At 31.4% G+C, this 19,401-nt stretch carries 17 protein-coding genes; all 17 read left to right on the top strand.

Going from position 1 to position 19,401, the window contains the following annotated elements; translation table 11 throughout:
- The first annotated feature begins 474 nt into the window (after positions 1 to 474).
- Positions 475 to 1,758, top strand: coding sequence for a nucleotide sugar dehydrogenase (locus ACNQF6_RS07605; RefSeq protein WP_417964693.1), 1,284 nt, complete (start codon positions 475 to 477; stop codon positions 1,756 to 1,758).
- 63 nt (positions 1,759 to 1,821) lie between these two features.
- Positions 1,822 to 2,829, top strand: a complete 1,008-nt coding sequence (locus ACNQF6_RS07610) for a mannose-1-phosphate guanylyltransferase (RefSeq protein WP_417964695.1) — start codon at positions 1,822 to 1,824, stop codon at positions 2,827 to 2,829.
- A 4-nt stretch (positions 2,830 to 2,833) separates the two neighbouring features.
- Positions 2,834 to 3,784 carry a GDP-L-fucose synthase family protein gene (locus ACNQF6_RS07615; RefSeq protein WP_417964697.1) on the top strand — a complete coding sequence of 317 codons (951 nt, stop codon included), beginning with the start codon at positions 2,834 to 2,836 and terminating at the stop codon, positions 3,782 to 3,784.
- Between the two features lie 85 nt (positions 3,785 to 3,869).
- Positions 3,870 to 4,994 (top strand): GDP-mannose 4,6-dehydratase, encoded by a 1,125-nt coding sequence (gene gmd, locus ACNQF6_RS07620; RefSeq protein WP_417964699.1) that lies wholly within the window; start codon positions 3,870 to 3,872, stop codon positions 4,992 to 4,994.
- Between the two features lie 43 nt (positions 4,995 to 5,037).
- A complete protein-coding gene (locus ACNQF6_RS07625; protein WP_417964701.1) occupies positions 5,038 to 6,573 on the top strand; it encodes an aldolase catalytic domain-containing protein in 1,536 nt (511 codons plus the stop codon).
- 3 nt (positions 6,574 to 6,576) lie between these two features.
- Positions 6,577 to 7,302: a 3-deoxy-manno-octulosonate cytidylyltransferase gene (locus ACNQF6_RS07630; protein ID WP_417964703.1), complete on the top strand. Its 726-nt coding sequence runs from the start codon at positions 6,577 to 6,579 to the stop codon at positions 7,300 to 7,302.
- Entirely contained in the window at positions 7,295 to 7,921 is a 627-nt protein-coding gene (locus tag ACNQF6_RS07635; RefSeq protein ID WP_417964705.1) for an HAD family hydrolase, read from the top strand. The genes ACNQF6_RS07630 and ACNQF6_RS07635 overlap by 8 nt, the downstream gene beginning before the upstream one ends.
- Positions 7,922 to 7,990: 69 nt before the next feature.
- Positions 7,991 to 9,244, top strand: coding sequence for a sialidase family protein (locus tag ACNQF6_RS07640; protein ID WP_417964707.1), 1,254 nt, complete (start codon positions 7,991 to 7,993; stop codon positions 9,242 to 9,244).
- Between the two features lie 55 nt (positions 9,245 to 9,299).
- Positions 9,300 to 10,721 (top strand): lipopolysaccharide biosynthesis protein, encoded by a 1,422-nt coding sequence (locus ACNQF6_RS07645; RefSeq protein ID WP_417964709.1) that lies wholly within the window; start codon positions 9,300 to 9,302, stop codon positions 10,719 to 10,721.
- Between the two features lie 28 nt (positions 10,722 to 10,749).
- A complete protein-coding gene (locus ACNQF6_RS07650; RefSeq protein WP_417964711.1) occupies positions 10,750 to 11,619 on the top strand; it encodes a 6-hydroxymethylpterin diphosphokinase MptE-like protein in 870 nt (289 codons plus the stop codon).
- Between the two features lie 153 nt (positions 11,620 to 11,772).
- Complete coding sequence (locus ACNQF6_RS07655; protein WP_417965030.1) at positions 11,773 to 12,783, top strand: EpsG family protein; 1,011 nt, start codon at positions 11,773 to 11,775, stop codon at positions 12,781 to 12,783.
- Entirely contained in the window at positions 12,776 to 13,645 is an 870-nt protein-coding gene (locus ACNQF6_RS07660; protein WP_417964713.1) for a glycosyltransferase family 2 protein, read from the top strand. Before ACNQF6_RS07655 ends, ACNQF6_RS07660 begins: the two co-directional genes overlap by 8 nt.
- A 4-nt stretch (positions 13,646 to 13,649) precedes the next feature.
- Positions 13,650 to 14,753, top strand: coding sequence for a glycosyltransferase family 4 protein (locus ACNQF6_RS07665; protein ID WP_417964715.1), 1,104 nt, complete (start codon positions 13,650 to 13,652; stop codon positions 14,751 to 14,753).
- Between the two features lie 2 nt (positions 14,754 to 14,755).
- Entirely contained in the window at positions 14,756 to 15,445 is a 690-nt protein-coding gene (locus tag ACNQF6_RS07670; protein ID WP_417964717.1) for an acyltransferase, read from the top strand.
- A 2-nt stretch (positions 15,446 to 15,447) separates the two neighbouring features.
- The gene (locus ACNQF6_RS07675; RefSeq protein ID WP_417964719.1) at positions 15,448 to 16,554 is read left to right on the top strand and encodes a DUF1972 domain-containing protein; all 1,107 of its coding nucleotides are present in this window, start codon (positions 15,448 to 15,450) and stop codon (positions 16,552 to 16,554) included.
- A 176-nt stretch (positions 16,555 to 16,730) separates the two neighbouring features.
- Entirely contained in the window at positions 16,731 to 18,149 is a 1,419-nt protein-coding gene (locus ACNQF6_RS07680; protein WP_417964721.1) for an undecaprenyl-phosphate glucose phosphotransferase, read from the top strand.
- Positions 18,150 to 18,609: 460 nt separating this feature from the next.
- On the top strand, positions 18,610 to 19,401 hold the full coding sequence (locus ACNQF6_RS07685; RefSeq protein ID WP_417965032.1) for a polysaccharide biosynthesis/export family protein: 792 nt from the start codon (positions 18,610 to 18,612) through the stop codon (positions 19,399 to 19,401).

Raw genomic sequence — 19,401 nt, forward strand, 5'->3', positions numbered from 1 at the left:
GCTCAATAAACATGCCCCAAAAAGTTAGACACTATTTGGGGCATTTTTATGGAAAAAAAAGTAAAATAGGTTTATATCTGTTTGTTTCGAATTGCAAAAAAATAGAATTGGTGCATTTTATATTTACATAATTGATATGCTTTAAGTTTCATAATTCCCATCAGGTATTTAAGCCCTATAAATGCTAATTTGAAATCTTTTTTTGATATTTTTTTATCACCTATTTAGGTGATTTTTTTTGGGTGGTTTAATTAGTTTTGGATATCTTACTTTCTGAATTTCAGCTGTTTATGTTTTTGTTCAGTTTTTGTAGAAGTATCGTTGTGTTTTGAAAGGTAAATAATAGATAAAAAATCGGCATATTGTACCTATATTTGACCTCTTAAATTATTTTGGTTTCAGCTCATTTTTGTGAGTATGAATCGCGAAGCAGTGTAATAAAGTTAACGATGGTTACTTATAATTATTCAAAAAATGAATTCTAATACAAAAATAGCAGTAATTGGTTTGGGTTATGTAGGGTTGCCATTGGCAAGGTTGTTTGCAACCAAGCATGCTGTTGTTGGATTTGACATCAATCAATCTAGGGTTAGTTCATTAAAATCAGGGACTGATACTACATTTGAAATTGATGATGTCACGCTGCAAAAAGTGCTAATGGATGTGTCAAGTAATGCTATTGGTTTATACTGCACTACTGATGTTAACGATATTGTAGATTGTAATTACTATATTGTAACAGTTCCCACTCCGGTTGATAAAAATAATCGCCCAGATTTGACCCCATTATACAGATCAAGTGAAACTGTAGGGTCAGTCTTAAAAAAAGGGGATATTGTTATTTATGAATCTACCGTTTATCCTGGGGTAACGGAGGAAGAATGTGTTCCTGTTTTAGAGCGGGTTTCTGGATTGAAATTTAATGTAGATTTTTTTGCGGGTTATTCTCCTGAAAGAATTAATCCGGGAGATAAGGAACATACAGTTGATAAAATTTTAAAAATAACTTCAGGTTCCACTTTAGAGATTGGTCAAAAAGTAAATGAATTATATAAGTCCGTTATTACTGCAGGAACTTACTTGGCACCATCTATAAAGGTTGCAGAAGCCGCCAAAGTAATAGAAAATTCTCAACGGGATATCAATATAGCTTTTGTAAACGAGTTAGCTAAAATATTCAATTTGATGAATATCGATACGCAAGCTGTTTTAGAGGCAGCAAGAACCAAATGGAATTTCCTGCCTTTTAAACCGGGCTTAGTTGGAGGTCATTGTATAGGAGTTGATCCTTATTATTTGGCGCAAAGAGCCCAAGAGTTTGGATATCATCCCGAAATTATATTAGCGGGCAGACGATTGAATGACAGTATGGGCGAATATGTAGCTTCTCAAGTAGTAAAGCTGATGATTAAAAAAGGAATTTCGGTTAATGGAGCGACAGTTTTGATGCTTGGAATTACTTTTAAAGAGAACTGTCCAGATGTTCGTAACACAAAAATTGTGGATGTAATAACAGCTTTAACGGATTACGGAATTACTGTAACCACTTATGACCCTATGGCAAATCCATTAGAAGTAAAAAAAGAATATAACTTGGTTACTACAAATTTAATACCAACTGAGTTGTTTGATGCCGTAATTCTGGGTGTAGCACACCATCAGTTTTTGGATTTAGACTTGACCAAATTACAAAATTCGACTAGTTTGTTATATGATGTAAAAGGAGTTTTGGGTGATGCAGCTGATGGGCGATTATAGAATATCATCAAAAAAAATAATAGGATCAAATAGCAATTTATAGTAAAGATTTAAAAGTTCAGCATGGAAAATAAGTCTTCAATTACACATGTCATTCTAACTGGCGGAGTAGGTAGCAGGTTATGGCCTTTATCCCGAAAAAGTCAACCGAAGCAATATCTAGATTTGTTTGATGGTAAGTCATTGTTTGAAATGACTGTGGAGCGTAATCGTAATGTTGCGAATAAAATTATGGTTGTGGGCAATATTGATAATTGCCACTTGAGTAGGAAAGTGATGGAGAAATCAAATACTCCCTATTTAGACATTGTTGAATCCACTCCTAGAAATACAGCTGCTGCAATAGCTTTTGCCGCTTTTGCTTCGGATCCAGAAGATGTTTTAATTGTAACCCCCTCTGATCACATTATTGATGCCATGGAAAATTATGAAGCAGCAATCAATGAAGCAGTGGAAAAAGCTTCCAAAGGATATATTGTAACTTTCGGAATTGTACCCACTAAGCCAGAAATAGGATATGGTTATATAGAACGCAAAGGAGATGATGTGATTTCTTTTCGAGAAAAACCAAACCAAGTTACCGCAAAAGATTTCATCGCCAAAGGAAATTTTTTATGGAACAGTGGTATGTTTTGCTTCAAAGCAAGTGTTTTTTTGGAGGAGTTACAATTGTTTCAACCTGATGTATATGAGAAATCTAAAATTGCTTGGCGGAATAATAATAATGGTTCTTTAGATTTACAGTTGTCTCTAGAAATTCCTTCTATCAGCATTGATTATGCGGTTATGGAAAGAAGTAAAAAAATAAAAGTAGTATCTTCAAAATTCATTTGGTCTGATTTAGGTTCTTTTGAGTCAGTTTATGACTATCTTGTTTCTACAGGGCATTCTGTTGATAAAAATGGAAATATGGTTATTGGAACGGATAATTATACCGCTTTTGTAGGATTGAAAAACACCATTTTTGTTTATACGGAAACCGCTAATTTAATTTTGCATAAAGACAGCTCACAAGATGTTAAGAATATTTACAATCAGTTGGAAAGAGAAAATCCAGACTTGTTGAATTAAAAATATGAGGAAAGAGGCTAAAATTTATATTGCCGGACACAATGGAATGGTTGGTAGTGCCATCTGGCGAATTTTGTCTGCAAATGGGTACACTAATTTATTAGGAGTCTCCAGTAGTGAATTGGATTTGAGAAATCAACAAGCTGTTACTGATTTTATAACAGCCGAAAATCCGGAAGTTATTATTGATGCTGCTGCACGAGTTGGAGGAATATTGGCCAATAATAATTTCCCGTATCAATTTATTATGGAAAATATGCAAATCCAAAATAATCTGATTGATGCCGCATTGCAAACTGGTGTAGAAAAGTTTATTTTTTTGGGAAGTTCCTGCGTATATCCAAAACTAGCGCCTCAACCGTTGAAAGAGGAATACCTGCTCACGGATACTTTAGAACCTACTAACGAATGGTATGCTATTGCAAAAATTACCGGTGTCAAAGCCTGCGAAGCCATTAGGAAACAATTTGGAAAGGATTATCTAAGTCTTATGCCCACTAATCTATACGGTACACATGATAATTTTGACTTAAGTACATCCCATGTTTTGCCGGCCATGATGCGAAAATTTCATGAAGCTAAGGCAAATAACCATGCTCCCGTAACCCTTTGGGGCAGCGGAACGCCTATGAGAGAATTTCTATTTGTAGACGATATGGCTCAGGCGGTTGTTTTTGCTTTAGAAAACAAGTTACCGGATTATTTATACAATGTGGGTACAGGAGAAGATTTGACTATAAAACAATTGGCTGAAACGATTCAGAAAATTACGGGGCATCAAGGCAAAATTATTTGGGATGCCACAAAACCAGATGGGACACCAAGAAAATTAATTGATACAACTAAGATGCATAATCTAGGATGGAAACATCAAGTGAATCTTGAACAGGGAATTCAAAAAACCTACGATTGGTTTTTAGAGAATATGGATGAGTTTAAGGAAATGAAGATGTAAATCTCTGAAAGTCTATCGTCAATTTTTTTTTAATCAAGAATACTATTTCAAGAACAAAATATTGTAATAAAATCACGACAAGACTATGAGTATAGCACAAAAAATAGCCTTTATAACGGGAGTTACAGGACAGGATGGAGCTTATTTAAGTGAGTTTTTATTAAAAAAAGGATACATTGTTCACGGATTAAAAAGGCGTTCTTCATTATTTAATACTGATAGAATTGATCATTTATATCAAGATCCTCATGTTGATCACCGCAATTTCTTTTTGCACTATGGTGATATGACCGATGGGACAAATTTAATTCGTTTGATTCAGCAAATTCAACCGGACGAAATCTATAATTTGGCAGCTATGAGTCATGTAGCGGTTTCTTTTGAAACACCTGAATATACAGGAAATGCTGATGGATTAGGAACATTACGTATTTTGGATGCGGTTCGACTGTTAGGGCTAGAAAAAAAGACGCGTATTTATCAAGCTTCTACATCTGAATTGTATGGTAAAGTACAGGAAGTACCACAGTCTGAAACGACTCCTTTTTATCCACGTTCCCCTTATGCTGTAGCAAAAATGTATGCTTTTTGGATTACTATCAATTATAGAGAGGCTTATGGGATGTATGCGTGTAATGGTATTTTATTCAATCACGAATCACCTATTAGGGGGGAAACTTTTGTGACTCGTAAAATTACTAGAGCTACTTCCAGGATTGCTTTAGGATTACAAGATAAATTGTATTTAGGTAATCTTGATGCCAGACGTGACTGGGGTCACGCCAAAGATTATGTTCGTATGATGTGGATGATTTTACAGGCTGATGAGGCAGAAGACTGGGTAATCGCTACCGGAAAAACTACGTCTGTTAGAGATTTTGTACGTATGAGTTTTGCTGAGGTTGGTATTGAATTAGAGTTTAAAGGTGAAGGTGTTGAGGAAAAAGGATATGTAAAAGTGTGTGCCAATCCTGAGTTTCAATTGGAAATTGGTACAGAAGTTTTAGCGGTCGATCCTAAATATTTCCGACCAACTGAAGTTGATTTGTTGATTGGCGACCCTACTAAAGCACAGTCTAAACTAGGATGGAAATGTAAGTATGACTTGCCAGGGTTAGTCAAAGATATGATGTTGAGTGATCTGAAATTAATTCAGAAAGAGCAGTACTTGAAAGATGGAGGATATACCACTTTAAATTATTTTGAGTAACCGAGTTAAAAAATAAATTTGTAAACTAATTATATAATAAAATATGTTTAAAATACTTGATTGTACTTTGCGTGATGGAGGATATTATACAAATTGGGATTTTGATAGGCATTTAGTCGAAACCTATTTGACGGCTATGGATAATTTGCCAGTTGAGTATTTAGAAGTTGGATATCGAAGTCCAAAACTTTCTGGATATTATGGAGAATATTTTTATTGTCCAGATTTTGTGTTAAAAAAATTATCACGCTTGTCTAATAAAAAATTAGTTATCATTTTAAATGAAAAGGATATAGAATTAGACACAGTAGAAGAATTATTGAAACCGTGTATTGGCATAATCACAATGGTTAGAATTGCAATAGATCCTGAGCAATTGTTAAGAGCAATCGATTTAGCTAAAAAAGTAAAATCGATGGGGTTTGAGTTAGGGTTTAATGTTATGTACATGTCTAAATGGAAAAACTTACCAGAATTCTTATCTAATCTAAAGTATGTTGATGGTGTGGCTGATTATTTTTATATGGTTGACTCTTATGGAGGTGTTTATCCAGAAGATGTAAAAGAAATTTTCGGACTTGTCCGCTCTCAAATGAGTACGAAGATTGGCTTCCATGGACATAATAATTTAGAACTGGCCTTAATAAATACTTTGACCGCCATTGAATGTGGTGCAGATATGGTCGATGCTACTATTACTGGTATGGGAAGAGGTGCGGGAAATTTAAAAACAGAACTTTTATTGACAGCTTTAAATCAGCGAAATAATCTAGATGTTGATTTTAATGCCCTTTCTTCAGTTACAGATGCTTTTGTGCAATTACAAAAAAAACATGAATGGGGAACTAATTTGCCATATATGGTCTCTGGAGCCAATTCATTACCACAAAAAGATGTGATGGATTGGGTAGGAAAACGATATTATTCAATAAATAGTATTGTTAGAGCACTACATCAACAAAAGAATCGAGATAGTGTCAAATATCCTATATTTAAAGCAAATAAATCATACAAACAAGGATTGATAATTGGTGGGGGTGTAACAGCTGTAGAAAAAGCGGAGGCAATTCTAGAGTTTGCAAATCAATTTGGAAATGAAATTGCAATTATACATGCAAGTTCAAAAAATTCTATGGCATATATTAATGCTAAAGGAGAGCATTTTTATTGTTTAGTGGGTAACGAAGGAAATAGACTAACGTCTGTTTTTAAAAATATAGATGAATTTAAGGGTACTTGTATTTTGCCACCTTCTCCACGTAAGATGGGAACATTTGTTCCCAAAAAATTAATCGATGATACTAATGAATTATCAGAAGTTAATTTTACAAATTTGTTAAATGATTCGCACACAGTAATCGCTTTACAAACAGCAATTAACTTAAACATAGAGAATTGTTTTCTGATTGGTTATGATGGTTACATAAGTGAAAATGTTGGAAACAAAGAACAAGAACTTTTTATTGAAAACGAAACTTTATTTTCTAAGGCACAAGAGGCGGGTATGGTACTAACAGCATTAACGCCTACTAAGTATAAAAATCTTAACGCTGATTCAATTTATGCTAAAATTTTATAAATAATGAAAACGGTTCTTATTATACCAGCAAGATATAAATCATCTAGATTTCCGGGTAAACCACTAATTGTTTTAGCTGGAAAAACCATGATTCAAAGAGTATGGGAACAATGCGCTAAAGCAATCAATCCAAGTCAAATTTATGTAGCCACTGAGGATGAGAGAATTTTAAAACATTGTAATGAAAACGGAATGCAATGTCTTTTAACTACTGATAAATGTTTAACCGGAACAGATCGTGTAGCAGAAGTAGCAAAACTAATTGATGCTGACTATTATATAAATGTTCAAGGAGACGAACCTGTTATAAATCCTAATGACATAAGAGAAATTATTAACATATTACCTATTTCAAAAGGAAATATTCTAAATGGTTATTGTGAGATTGATAATTTGGAAGATTATAAAAGTGTATCCGTTCCTAAAGTTGTCATGCGTCAAGATGAAAGATTATTATATATGTCAAGGGCCCCAATACCAGGAAATAAAAACAATGTTTTTAATGTAGGTTTTCGACAGGTATGTATTTATGCCTTTCCAAAAAAAGCATTAGAGGGTTTTACTCAGGTTTTGACAAAAACGCCAATGGAAGAGGAAGAGGATATTGAAATTTTGCGTTTTCTAGAAATGGGTTATGAAGTTCAAATGGTTAAAATGTCAAAAGAATCTATTCCTATTGACCATCCAGAAGATGTTGAAAAGGTTTTAAAAAAATTACAAAATGGTTGAGAAATTTAAAACAATTCTTTGGGATTTTGATGGCGTTATAATGGATTCCATGCCTATACGGGATAAAGGTTTTGAAATCGTTTTAAAAGATTATCCTAAAGAACAAGTTTCTCTTTTGATGGAATATCATAGAAATAATGGAGGACTTTCTAGATATATTAAGTTCAGATATTTTTTTGAAGAAATAAGAAAAGAATCTATTACGGATGCAGAGATTAAAGTGTTAGCTGATGAGTTTTCAGTAGTAATGCTTGAAAATCTCTTGGATTCTAATCTATTGATTGAAGATTCATTAAAGTTTATTATGGACAATTATTCAAAATATAATATGCATATTGTTTCAGGATCAGATGGAAACGAATTGAGGTATATTTGTGAAGCTTTGGGTTTATCAAAATATTTTATTTCGATTCATGGTTCTCCAACTCCTAAAAAAGAATTAGTAAAGCAAGTTATGATTGGTAATAATTATAATAAATTTGAAATATGTTTGATAGGTGATTCTTTTAATGATTTTGAAGCTGCGAAAGCTAATGATATTTTATTTTATGGGTACAATAATAAGAAATTGTTAAACTATTCTGTTAGATACATTCCGTCTTTTTCTGAGATTACTTAATTGGATCTATAAAATAATTACTTTAAAACCAATTTTTAGTTTTTTTACAAATAATACATTTATTTAGAAATGCAAAAAAAATACCTACTCATTTTGTCCGTTCTTTTTTTATATTTTTTTACTAGTTGTAGTTCTGATAAAGATTTATTATCAGATAAACCATCAGATGATTTAACTGTCAAAAGTGATGATTACATAGGTCAGGATTTTACGTTGTTGCCACAAGGTCATGTGCCAGATTCAGATGTATATATTGAAGGTGGAATACTTCAAAATCAAGGTAGTAATTTAAATTATAACAGAACTAATAGAAAATGGCAAGGTATAGCGTCAGTGGGGAAAGATCGATTAGGTAATTTATATGCCGCTTGGATAAGTGGAGGCATTTGGGAAGGAAATGAAAATTATATTACAGTGTCTCTGAGTAAAGACAAGGGGAGAACCTGGAATCACGACAAACTGGTCTTTTTTGTTAATCCGGAAGATTCTACAAGAGTGATGGATGCTAGTTTGTTTAATGATAAGTTTGGTAATTTATATTTAGCTTGGGCTAAGCATATAGAGAAAAAGAAGGTTATAAGTAAGATATGGGCTGAGACTTGGTATTCTAAATTGAGGTTGTCGGAAACAAGCGGAACTATCGCTCATACAGCTCCCAGAAGGCTTGCAACAGGAATTATGATAAACAAACCATTTAATTCTGTATTTTCGGATCAAATGGTATTTCCTATAGCCGTTTGGTATGCTGGTAATCCTATGTTACAACAACCTTTTATGTACAAAGGAAATTATGCTCCAAATAATTTGGTTGATTTTACTAAAGTGGGGGGAATAACAATGAATGTTTCTAAACAACATATGATTTATGAACACATGTTTGTTGAATTGAAAAATTCTACTTTTTTAGGCATGACAAGGGCTATAGATGGCATTTATTATTCTAAAAGTAAGGATGGGAAAATTTGGGATGTGGGAAAAAAATTCACTGACCTTGGAGCTAATAACTCCTCTCGTTTTCATTTGGCTAAGCTACAGTCGGGTCGCCTGATAATCATATTTAATAATGCCACGACTAGGACAAATATGTCAATTTATCTTTCTGAAGATGATGGTGAGACTTGGCCTTATAAAATGGTTATTGACACAAATGAAAATGTTTCATATCCTGACATGATTGAAACAGAACCAGGAGTATTGAATATTGTTTATGATTATGCAAGGGTACCTTTGGGTATTATTAATTTTGTTCAAGTAAAAGAAGGGGATATTATTAAAAATGATAAGTCTGAAGTTTTTAGAACAAAAATAAGTTCGCTCAAATAGTAATCTGTTCATTGTTTTAATATCAGTACAATTTTAAGGTTCAGCATAGTAGTTTATGAGTAAATACAAGCAGTTAGGTAAAAACACAGTTTTAGTTTTTGTGGGTAATATTGGAAGTAAGATGATTGCTTTTTTGATGCTTCCTTTCTTTACTAAATGGCTAACCGTAGAAGAGTATGGGACTTCTGACAATGCTATGATTTATGTTAGTCTTTTAATAGCAATAGTCACATTGAGTATTTCTGAATCGATTTTCATTTTTCCTAAAGATAAAGATCTTAAAAGTCAAAAACAATATTTTTCGTCTGGATTATTATATTCATTGTTCTTGTTAATAGTTACTGGCTTTTTGTTATTTGGAATAAAGGAATTTTTACTGGAGGTAAATATCCTTAAAAGTATTACAAATAATATCAGCTACATTTATCTGTTAGTAGTAGCTTTATTTCTTCAAACTTTTTCACAGCAATTTTCTCGAAGCATAAACAATATTAAAGTATACGCAATTTCTGGAGTTGTATTAACATTTCTTACGGCTATTCTTTCTCTTTTTCTTATTCCTCAATATGGCCTAGTAGGTTTTTTTATTGCTCAAATACTTTCTTTTTTTATTTCAGCACTGTATACTTTTATTCATTCAAAATCATATCAATACTTTTCTTTTAAGGTATTAAATTTTGAAAAATACAGGCAAATGATAACATATTCTATTCCATTAATCCCAAATGCTATAATGTGGTGGTTAGTTGCTTCTTTAAACAGACCTTTAATGGAAGAATATTTAGGAATGCATGCTATTGGATTATTTGCGGTTGCTTATAAGTTTCCTTCTTTAATAAATATTTTGTTTTCTGTTTTTATGGTTTCATGGCAGATTTCTGTGATTGAAGAATATCAAAAAGAGAGTTATGAAAAATTCTATAATCAAATTCTAAAGTTAGTTTTCAGTCTATTGGTCTTTTGCGTTATTATGCTGAGTGTTTTGGGTAAAACTTTGATAGGTTTTGTTGCAGATATTAAGTTTTTTGAGGCATGGCAATATATTCCTATACTTTCTCTTTCTTCGTTGTTTGCTGCAGTTTCTGGTTTTGTAGGAACTAATTTTTCAGCAACAAGAGAGAGTAAATATTATTTTTATTCCAGTGTTTGGGGTGCCTTAATTGCTGTGGTTTTTAATATAATTTTAATCCCAATTTGGGGTTTATACGGCGCCGTAACTGCAATTGTTTTGTCCCATTTAATAATGGCAATAACAAGGGTTAAATATTCTTGGAAAATTGTAAAAATAAGCAATTTTTATTTTTATTTATTGATGTCGTTAATTAGCTTAATAGTTGTTTTAGTATCAACATTTATTAAAAATGATACTATAGCAATAAGTACAACTGTTGTTTGTCTTGTTTTATTTACGCTGATGATACGTAAAGATTTAATCCAAGGATTCCAATTAATAAAACTAGTTTTTAAAAAACAATAATTTTCATTTTAAATAGAAAAATATCAATATGTCAATTAAAAAAATTATTAAGCCTATTTTCTTTTTTGTGCTCAATATTTTCATAGATAAAAATTCAATATTAGATGTTAGAAAAAACAGAAATTATCTAGATCATTTATGGTATACACTACGTTTTAGGTTAGCAGGATTAGAAATTATTTTTACTAAAAATGAAAAAAAACTACACTCTTTTAAAAACAAACACAAAGGTGAAAGATGCTTTATTATTGGTAATGGTCCATCTTTGAATAAATTAGATTTAACATTATTGAAAGGGGAAACAACATTTGGGGTTAATGGTATTTACTTGAATCAAGAAAAAATGGGTTTCTTACCCACATATTATGTTATTGAGGATTATTTGATAGCCGAAGATCGCGCTTCTGAGATAAATGAATTGAAAGGACCTGTTAAGTTTGTACCTACTTTTTTAGATTATACGCTTAAAAAAGATTGTAACACTATCAATTTTAATGCATATGTCAATTACTCGGATAAAATATTTGAACCTCTATTTTCTGATAATTGTTTGAGAAAAATTGGTGTTGGAGGTAGTGTAACTTTTATGTGTCTTCAATTAGCTTATTATATGGGATTTGACCAGGTATACATGATTGGCTTTGATCATAATTATGCTAAATTAGAAAAAACAGATTCTTCTATTATAGTTACAGAGGAAAATGATGAAAATCATTTTACCCCTAATTATTACACTAAAGGCGAGAGATGGCATGACCCTAATGTTGAGAGAATGGAAAAAGGTTTTACTGTTGCAAGAAATCATTTCTTAAATAACAATAGGAAGGTTTGGAACGCTACTTACAAAGGACATTTAGAGGTCTTTGAACGTAAAGATTTCGAAAAAATATTTATTTAAATATCTAATTAAGTGACTGATACAAATACCTATATATTCTATACTTTATTCTTAATACTTTTGATATTTTTCTCAAGTAAATTAATATCAAAAAAGATTGGAGCAAATAACAATTTTGAGATAGATTTTGCTAGACCAGGAATTTATTTTTTTATGTTGATGTATGCCTTAGTTATTGGTTTAAGGTACAAAGTAGGTTTGGATTATATAGGTTACACTGGATGGTTTAAAGAACTCAGTCGTTCAGGTCGTTTTCCAGTTGATAATGATTTTGGATTTATTTGGTTGAACCAATTTTTGGTAGAATTTGGATTCGAAAGTTATTCTTTATTTATTGTTTTTGCTTTTTTACAAATTTTATTTCTTCTTTTGTTTCTTAAAAGAATTCCATTTATACGATCTTGGTATTTCTTTTTCTTTTTTACCAGTCTTCTTTTTTTTGTTAGCATGAATGCTATGCGACAGACACTTGCCTTTTTAATTTTTATGTATTGTGTGCAGCTGTTTACAAATAAAAAATACTATTTTGCTATTTTTTTTGGGGTTTTCGCCTTTTCCATACACAAAACAGTGATATTACTTTTTGTATTGCTCCCAATCTTAAAATTTGAATGGTTTAAGAATGTTAAGCTACAAATAATAATACTTTTTTTATCGGTATTTATACTTCCAAGTTTTTTTATGGTTTTTCTGGATTACGCCTCTCCCTTCATTAATTTACTAGGTTATAGTTATTATATTGAGAACCTAGATTTAATGAACGAAATCACGGAGGAGAATAAAAGAGGTGATGGTTTGTCTATTTTTTTATTCTTTTTTATAGATTTGTTTATTATTCTTTTTTATGAAAAGTTAAAAGAGAAATTCAATAGCTATAATTTTATTCCATTTTATAATCTTTTTTTTGTTGGATTGATTATGTCAAGGGTTTTTGCTAATAATTTTATTCTGGCTAGGATTGCAGATTATTTTATACATTTCCGGGTTGTTATGCTTGCTTTTTTAATGTTTTATATTTTTAATATTTTAAAGTATCCAGTCAATAGAATAGTAAAGCCTGTAGCAATTATCATTTGCATGGCGATGCTTTTGTTTTATTACAAAGCGATTTATAATAATGCTGCAGGTATTGCTCCAATCCAATTCATTTTCAATCATGATTAAATACAGTATTATTATTTGCTCTTACAATAGATTCGAATTATTAACAGAAACCATAGATTCTGTTTTAAGTGTTTTAAAAAACAGAGAGGATTCAGAAATTCTAATAATTGACAATAAGTCAACTGATCTCACACCGTCTATCGAGGGCAAATATTGTTCAAATAGTACCGTTAAATATTTTCTTGAAACCCAGCAAGGATTGTCTCATGCGCGTAACAGAGGTATTAAAGAAGCTTTGGGAGAAATATTAGTTTATTTGGATGATGATATTGAATTGGTTGAAAATTACTTTAATATTTGTGATGAAATATTCTTAGATGATTCTATTTCTATTTCGGGAGGAAAAGTCCTTCCTTTTAAAACAAAAATCCCTGATTGGTTGCCTCATAAATATTATTTTTTAGTTAGTATTTATGATATGGGGAATCATTGCAAATTAGTTAAATATCTTATGGGAGGTAATTTTGCAATACGAAGAAATGCTGCCTTGAACGTTGGATATTATAATGTCGCTTTAGGTCGAAACGGTAAGGTTCTGGCTGGAGGTGAAGAAATAGATTATCAGAACAGAGCCAATTCTATTGGATATGAAATGTTTTATCACCCTGAGCAAAATATTCTTCATAAGATAAACGAAAAGCTCAATAAAAATTATGTTTTAACCTATTCAAAAGAACTTGGTAAATCAGAAAGAATTATAGATGAATCAATTTCAAAAGGCAGAGTCATCAAAAAGATTATTAAATCACATGTTGCCATGTTGATGTCTAGTTTTTTAATTGATTTAATTATGGAAGAGAAAAAAAGAAATTATTTAAGAATAATAAACGAATATGGAAAAGGATATGTCGGTTCAAAATAATGAAATGAGAATAGGAATTGATGCCAAGTGGTATTTTGAAGGACCCGCAAGTGGTAAAATGGTTATTCGAAATCTAGTAAATGAAATTTGTAAATTAAAAAGTAATTTAAATTTTTACATAATTCTTGATAAAAGATGTAAAGGTTTAAAACTAGATTTTGAAACTTCGAATGTACGAAAAGTATACGTTTGGAATGGAAATAATCTTTTGTCAAATGTTTTTTTTGTTCCTAATATTGCAAAAAAATATAATTTAGATGCTGTTCTGTATCAAACTTCCGTTTCCTGTTTTGGAAAACATAAAAAAATTGCATACATCCATGATTTAATTTATATTTCTCATCCTCAATATTACACTTTTATTGAAAGAATTTATCTAAAACCGCTTAAGTTTTTAGCAAGATTTTCAGATTTTATTATCACAGTTTCAGATTTTGAGAAATCACGTTTTAAAGATTTAAATTTTTCTAATAAAAAAATTGAAGTACTCCATCATGGTTTTGATCCAAAGTTTAAAGAAATAACATCATTTGCTAGTGAATCATTAAAAGATATTAAAGATAGATTTGCGCTTCCAGACTCATTTGTATTGTATGTAGGGAGGATAAATAGTAGAAAAAATGTTCCTTCTTTAATTAAAGCTTTTGCAAAAGTTAATTGTTCAATTCCTTTAGTACTGGTTGGTAATAAGGAGTGGAAAACAGATAATATTGACTCATTAATTTCAGAACTTAAATTGACAGATAGAATTATTCAAACTGGACCTCTTTTTGGAGATGAATTGGCCAAAGTTTACGCTTTGAGTACTGTTTTTTGTTTTCCATCTTTTGAAGAGAGTTTTGGTCTTCCACCGCTAGAAGCTATGGCATCTGGAATTCCAGTTGTAGTATCTAATAGCTCATCTTTGCCAGAAGTGTGTGGAGAGGCGGCTATTTATGTTAATGCTAATGAATCTAAAGATATTGCTGACGCTATTTCACAGTTATTAATAGATAAGGTGCTTTATAATAAGCATAAACAACTTTCTTTAGATCGAGCAAAATTATTTTCATGGACAAAGACTACACAAAATTTGATTGAAATCTTAGAGTCTAGATACGTTAAATAAAAATGATTAATAGTATAATTAGAAAACTTAAAAAGTCAGATACTTATTCTGTAGATTCAGATCTAAGTTCATTGGATATTCTTATCATTATAAAGAAAAGAATATTTCAAGTTATTCGCGGCCTTTTTATTAAACCTTTTCTAAAAAAAAGTAGAGGTGTTATTTTTAAGGGTAAAAATGTCACAATTGAACATTTAAATAAGATTAGTTGCGGTGAAAATTTAATAATTGAAGATAATGTTTTCATTAATGCATTGTCAAAAGCAGGAATTAGTTTGGGTTCTAATGTAACGATACAAAGAGACTCAATTCTGATTTGTACAGGTGTAATTAGAAATTTAGGTGTAGGGATTATTATAGAGGATAATGTTGGGCTAAATTCTAGAGTTTATCTTGGCGGACAAGGTGGAATTGAAATCGGTAAAAATGTTATCGTAGGCCCTGATGTAAAGATTTTTAGTGAAAATCATAATTTTGCAAACAAAGAGATACTAATAAAAGAACAGGGAGAAACTCGAAAAGGTGTTAAAATAGGAAGTGACTGTTGGATAGGTTCAGGTTCAATTATTCTTGATGGTGTTAATCTTGGTAATGGTTGCATAGTAGCCGCAGGTTCTGTTGTAACTAAGTCTTTTTTACCTTTTTCGGTTATAGGTGGTGTTCCTGCAAAAATCATTAAACTGAGAGAATAGAGATGAAAATAGCAATCTTAGGAACTCGTGGAATTCCTAATCATTATGGAGGTTTCGAGCAATGTGCAGAATATCTTGCTTTGGGACTTGTAAAACGAGGATTTGAAGTCCTTGTATATAATTCTCATAATCATCCTTATCAAGGAAAGGTATGGAATGGTGTTCAAATTGTGCATTGTTATGATCCCGAAAATACAATAGGAACAGCTGGTCAGTTTATTTATGACTTGAATTGCATTTTAGATGTTAGAAAACGCCACTGTGATGTTATATTACAATTGGGTTATACGAGTAGTTCTATTTGGGGCTGGTTAATGCCAAAGAAAGCTGTTGTTACCACCAATATGGATGGATTAGAATGGAAGCGTACTAAATATTCAGAAAAAATTAAAAAATTTCTTCAATATGCTGAATCTCTTGGCGTGAAATACAGCGATCATTTAATATCAGATTCTATAGGGATTCAAGATTATCTTAAAGACAAGTACAAGGCAACTTCTACTTACATCGCGTATGGTGCTACATTATTTGAGACGCCAGATTCTAGTATTCTTGCAGCTTATAATTTGATTGTGAATCAATATGATATGCTTATCGCCCGACTGGAACCGGAAAACAGTATTGAAGTTATATTAGATGGAGTAGTACAGGCTAATGTTTCTAGACCTTTTCTAGTAATTGGCAATCATGAAACCACTTATGGAAATTATTTAAAAAACAAGTTTTCTAATCATTCTCAAATTCAATTTATAGGTGGTATTTATAATATTGAAGTTTTGAATAATTTACGCTATTATTCTAATATCTATTTTCATGGACATACTGTAGGAGGCACTAATCCATCGCTATTGGAAGCTATGGCATCCAATAGTTTGATTTGTGCCAATGATAACCCGTTTAACAAATATATTCTTGGAGAGGATGCTATATATTTTCAAAATGCAAATGATGTATCGAATCATATCTTAAATGTAGTATATGATCAGGATCAATATCAGCTGATGTTACAAGAAAATAGTAAAAAAATTACAACTGTCTATGATTGGGAAATTATTTCCGATCAATATGCAAATCATTTTTTTAATATTGAAGGAATCTTTAATAGGTAGTGTTTTTATTATTCTATTATAATAAATGTGTTTTATTTGATTACTAAAAAAAACGACATCTATGCAATGATTTAAAACTTTGTTCAATTTATTTTTACAAAACAAATTGAACAAAGTTTTGAGCTTGAAGTATTATTCATAAAAAATTACAAAACAAACCTACTATTTTTCTTTGTATGTCACTTTTAAAAAAACTTGCTAGTTACCGTTTTTCGCGATATTTTAAACTTTGTTTTCTCATATGGGACATCGTTCTACTAAATCTAGCGATTATTTTTTCTCTTCTTATTCGTTATGACAATTTAGATCGGTTGGATTTGAAAGAAGTACAAACCATTTCCCTATTGTCTAATGTTTTTTGGATTGTATTGTTGCTTTACAAGGATTCGTATCGGATAGTTCGTATTGAAAGAATTGAATCTATATTGATGCGCGCCATTCGTATGATAGCAATTCATGCGGCCTTAATTGTTTTGCTTATTGTAGTTTTGAAATTTTCAGATATTTCGCGCTTACGACTATTGGGTTATTATATACTATTTTTTGTTTTCTTATTTGTATCTCGAGTAGCGTTTATGAAAGGCTTAAAGTACATACGGGCCCAAGGATATAATTTCAAAAATGTTATTATAATAGGAGCGAATGACACTGGAGAACATATGCGTAAAATTCTATCCAAAGACCTTACCTATGGGTATCGCGTGTTGGGTTTTTTTGATGATAAAGTTGATCCTTTTGCTTTTATATCCTCCCCATTATTAGGTGGTTTTGATGCTATTCAAGATTATATCAGTACTGAAAATGTAGATGAAATGTATATTGCACTCCATATTGACAGTATTAAAACGATTAACTATCTCACAGAACTTTGTGAACGTTATATGGTACGGATAAAATTCATCCCTGATTTTCAGCTCTACACGAAGTCCCGTAAGGTAGAAATCAGTTTTTACGAGAATACTCCAGTTTTAATGCTTAGGAAGGAGCCCTTAGAAATCACTTCTAACCTTCTGATGAAAAAAGCATTTGATCTTTGTTTTTCCTTAAGTGTTATTGTATTAATTTTTCCTTGGCTTTTTCCTATCTTGATGCTTTTAATCAAATTAGATTCTCCAGGACCTGTTTTTTTTAGACAGGATCGTTCCGGAAGAGATAATCAAGCGTTTGGGTGTTTAAAATTTAGAACAATGCGAGTAAATGCTTCTGCTGATACAATGCAGGCTACTTTGGGGGATAAACGAGTGACTAGAATAGGAGCGTTTCTGCGCAGAACTAATCTGGATGAACTGCCTCAGTTTTTTAATGTCTTTTGGGGGAATATGTCAGTGGTTGGGCCACGACCACACATGTTAAGGCATACGGAACAGTATTCGGAACTAATAAATAACTACTTGGTGCGTCATTATGCTAAACCCGGAATTACAGGATGGGCTCAAGTCAATGGTTTTCGCGGTGAAACAAAAGAATTAGTAGACATGAAGGACAGGGTGGATTATGATATCTGGTACATCGAAAACTGGAGCTTACTATTAGATTTAAAAATTATTTTCCGTACTGTTGTTAATGTGTTTAAAGGGGAGGAAAAGGCTTATTAGTTTTCAGTCTCCGTTTTCAGAAATTAGGTTTATTGGTCCTTTTTTAGTGATCAGCGTTTAGTGTTCGGTAGAAGCCTCTTTATTATAATATATTTGTCAGACAAAGGAGTTCTCGTATTCAACAGTAAAACGAAAATGTGGCCACTTCGACCGTTGGTTTTGCTTGGGATTGTCCCTCGAAATGACAGACTGAAAGTGTTTTTATTTGGTCAATATAAAATTTGAAGCTATCATAAATACAGGACGCGTAAATTATGTAAAATTTAGTGTACAAATGTCTTTTGTTTCTAGTCATGATACAAGGTTTAATGCTTATATTTGCAACTTTTAAAAATTAAAATCCTATAAAATAAGGGTGAAAATTATTTTGTCATAAAGATGAATGATTGTTTGCGACCCGAGTTTTTATAAACTGACTAAGCAATTGCAGATGGCTATAAAAATAAATAAATATCAACCTATGAAATATTTTTCCTTGTTACAAAAATCAATCTCCTTGTTTTTGGTTTTGTTTCTTCTTTCTTGTGCTTCCCGAAAAGATATTATTTATTATCAGGATATAGATAGTTCAACTTCTCAGGTGAAGTCAAATTCTTATGAAATTAAAATTCAACCGGATGATTTATTAATGATTATCGTTTCAGCTGATGATCCTGAAATTGCTCTACCATTCAATTTAACATCGAGTTTTATAGCCAATGCATCTAGACCGGATTTACTTGGTCAACAATCAACCCAACTTTATTTAGTAGATTCTAATGGACTTATAGAGTTTCCAGTATTAGGTAAATTAAAAGTTAGTGGAATGAGTCGTACAGAAGTGCTCAAGATGTTGAAAGATAGGATTGCAATTTATATAAAAAATCCTATTATCAATCTTCGTATTATGAACTTTAAAGTTTCGGTTCAAGGAGAGGTAACTTTGCCAGGAACTTATAATGTTTCTTCTGAAAGGATTACTTTAATTGAGGCTTTGACGATGGCAAAGGATTTAACTATTTATGGGAAAAGAAATAATATTTTGGTAATAAGAGAAATAGATGGAGTGAAATCGTATAACCGTGTTGATATTACTAAATCAGATTTTATTAATTCTCCTTTTTATTATTTAGCTCAAAACGATGTGGTTTATGTTGAGCCTAATAAAAATAAGATAAATGGTGCTGCTATTGGTCCAAATACGGGTGTAATTATTTCTATTACTTCTTTATTGATTACTTTAATTACGCTAATTGTTACCACATCAAAATAA

The sequence above is a fragment of the Flavobacterium pasteuri genome (genome assembly GCF_048286615.1).
Classification (GTDB): domain Bacteria; phylum Bacteroidota; class Bacteroidia; order Flavobacteriales; family Flavobacteriaceae; genus Flavobacterium.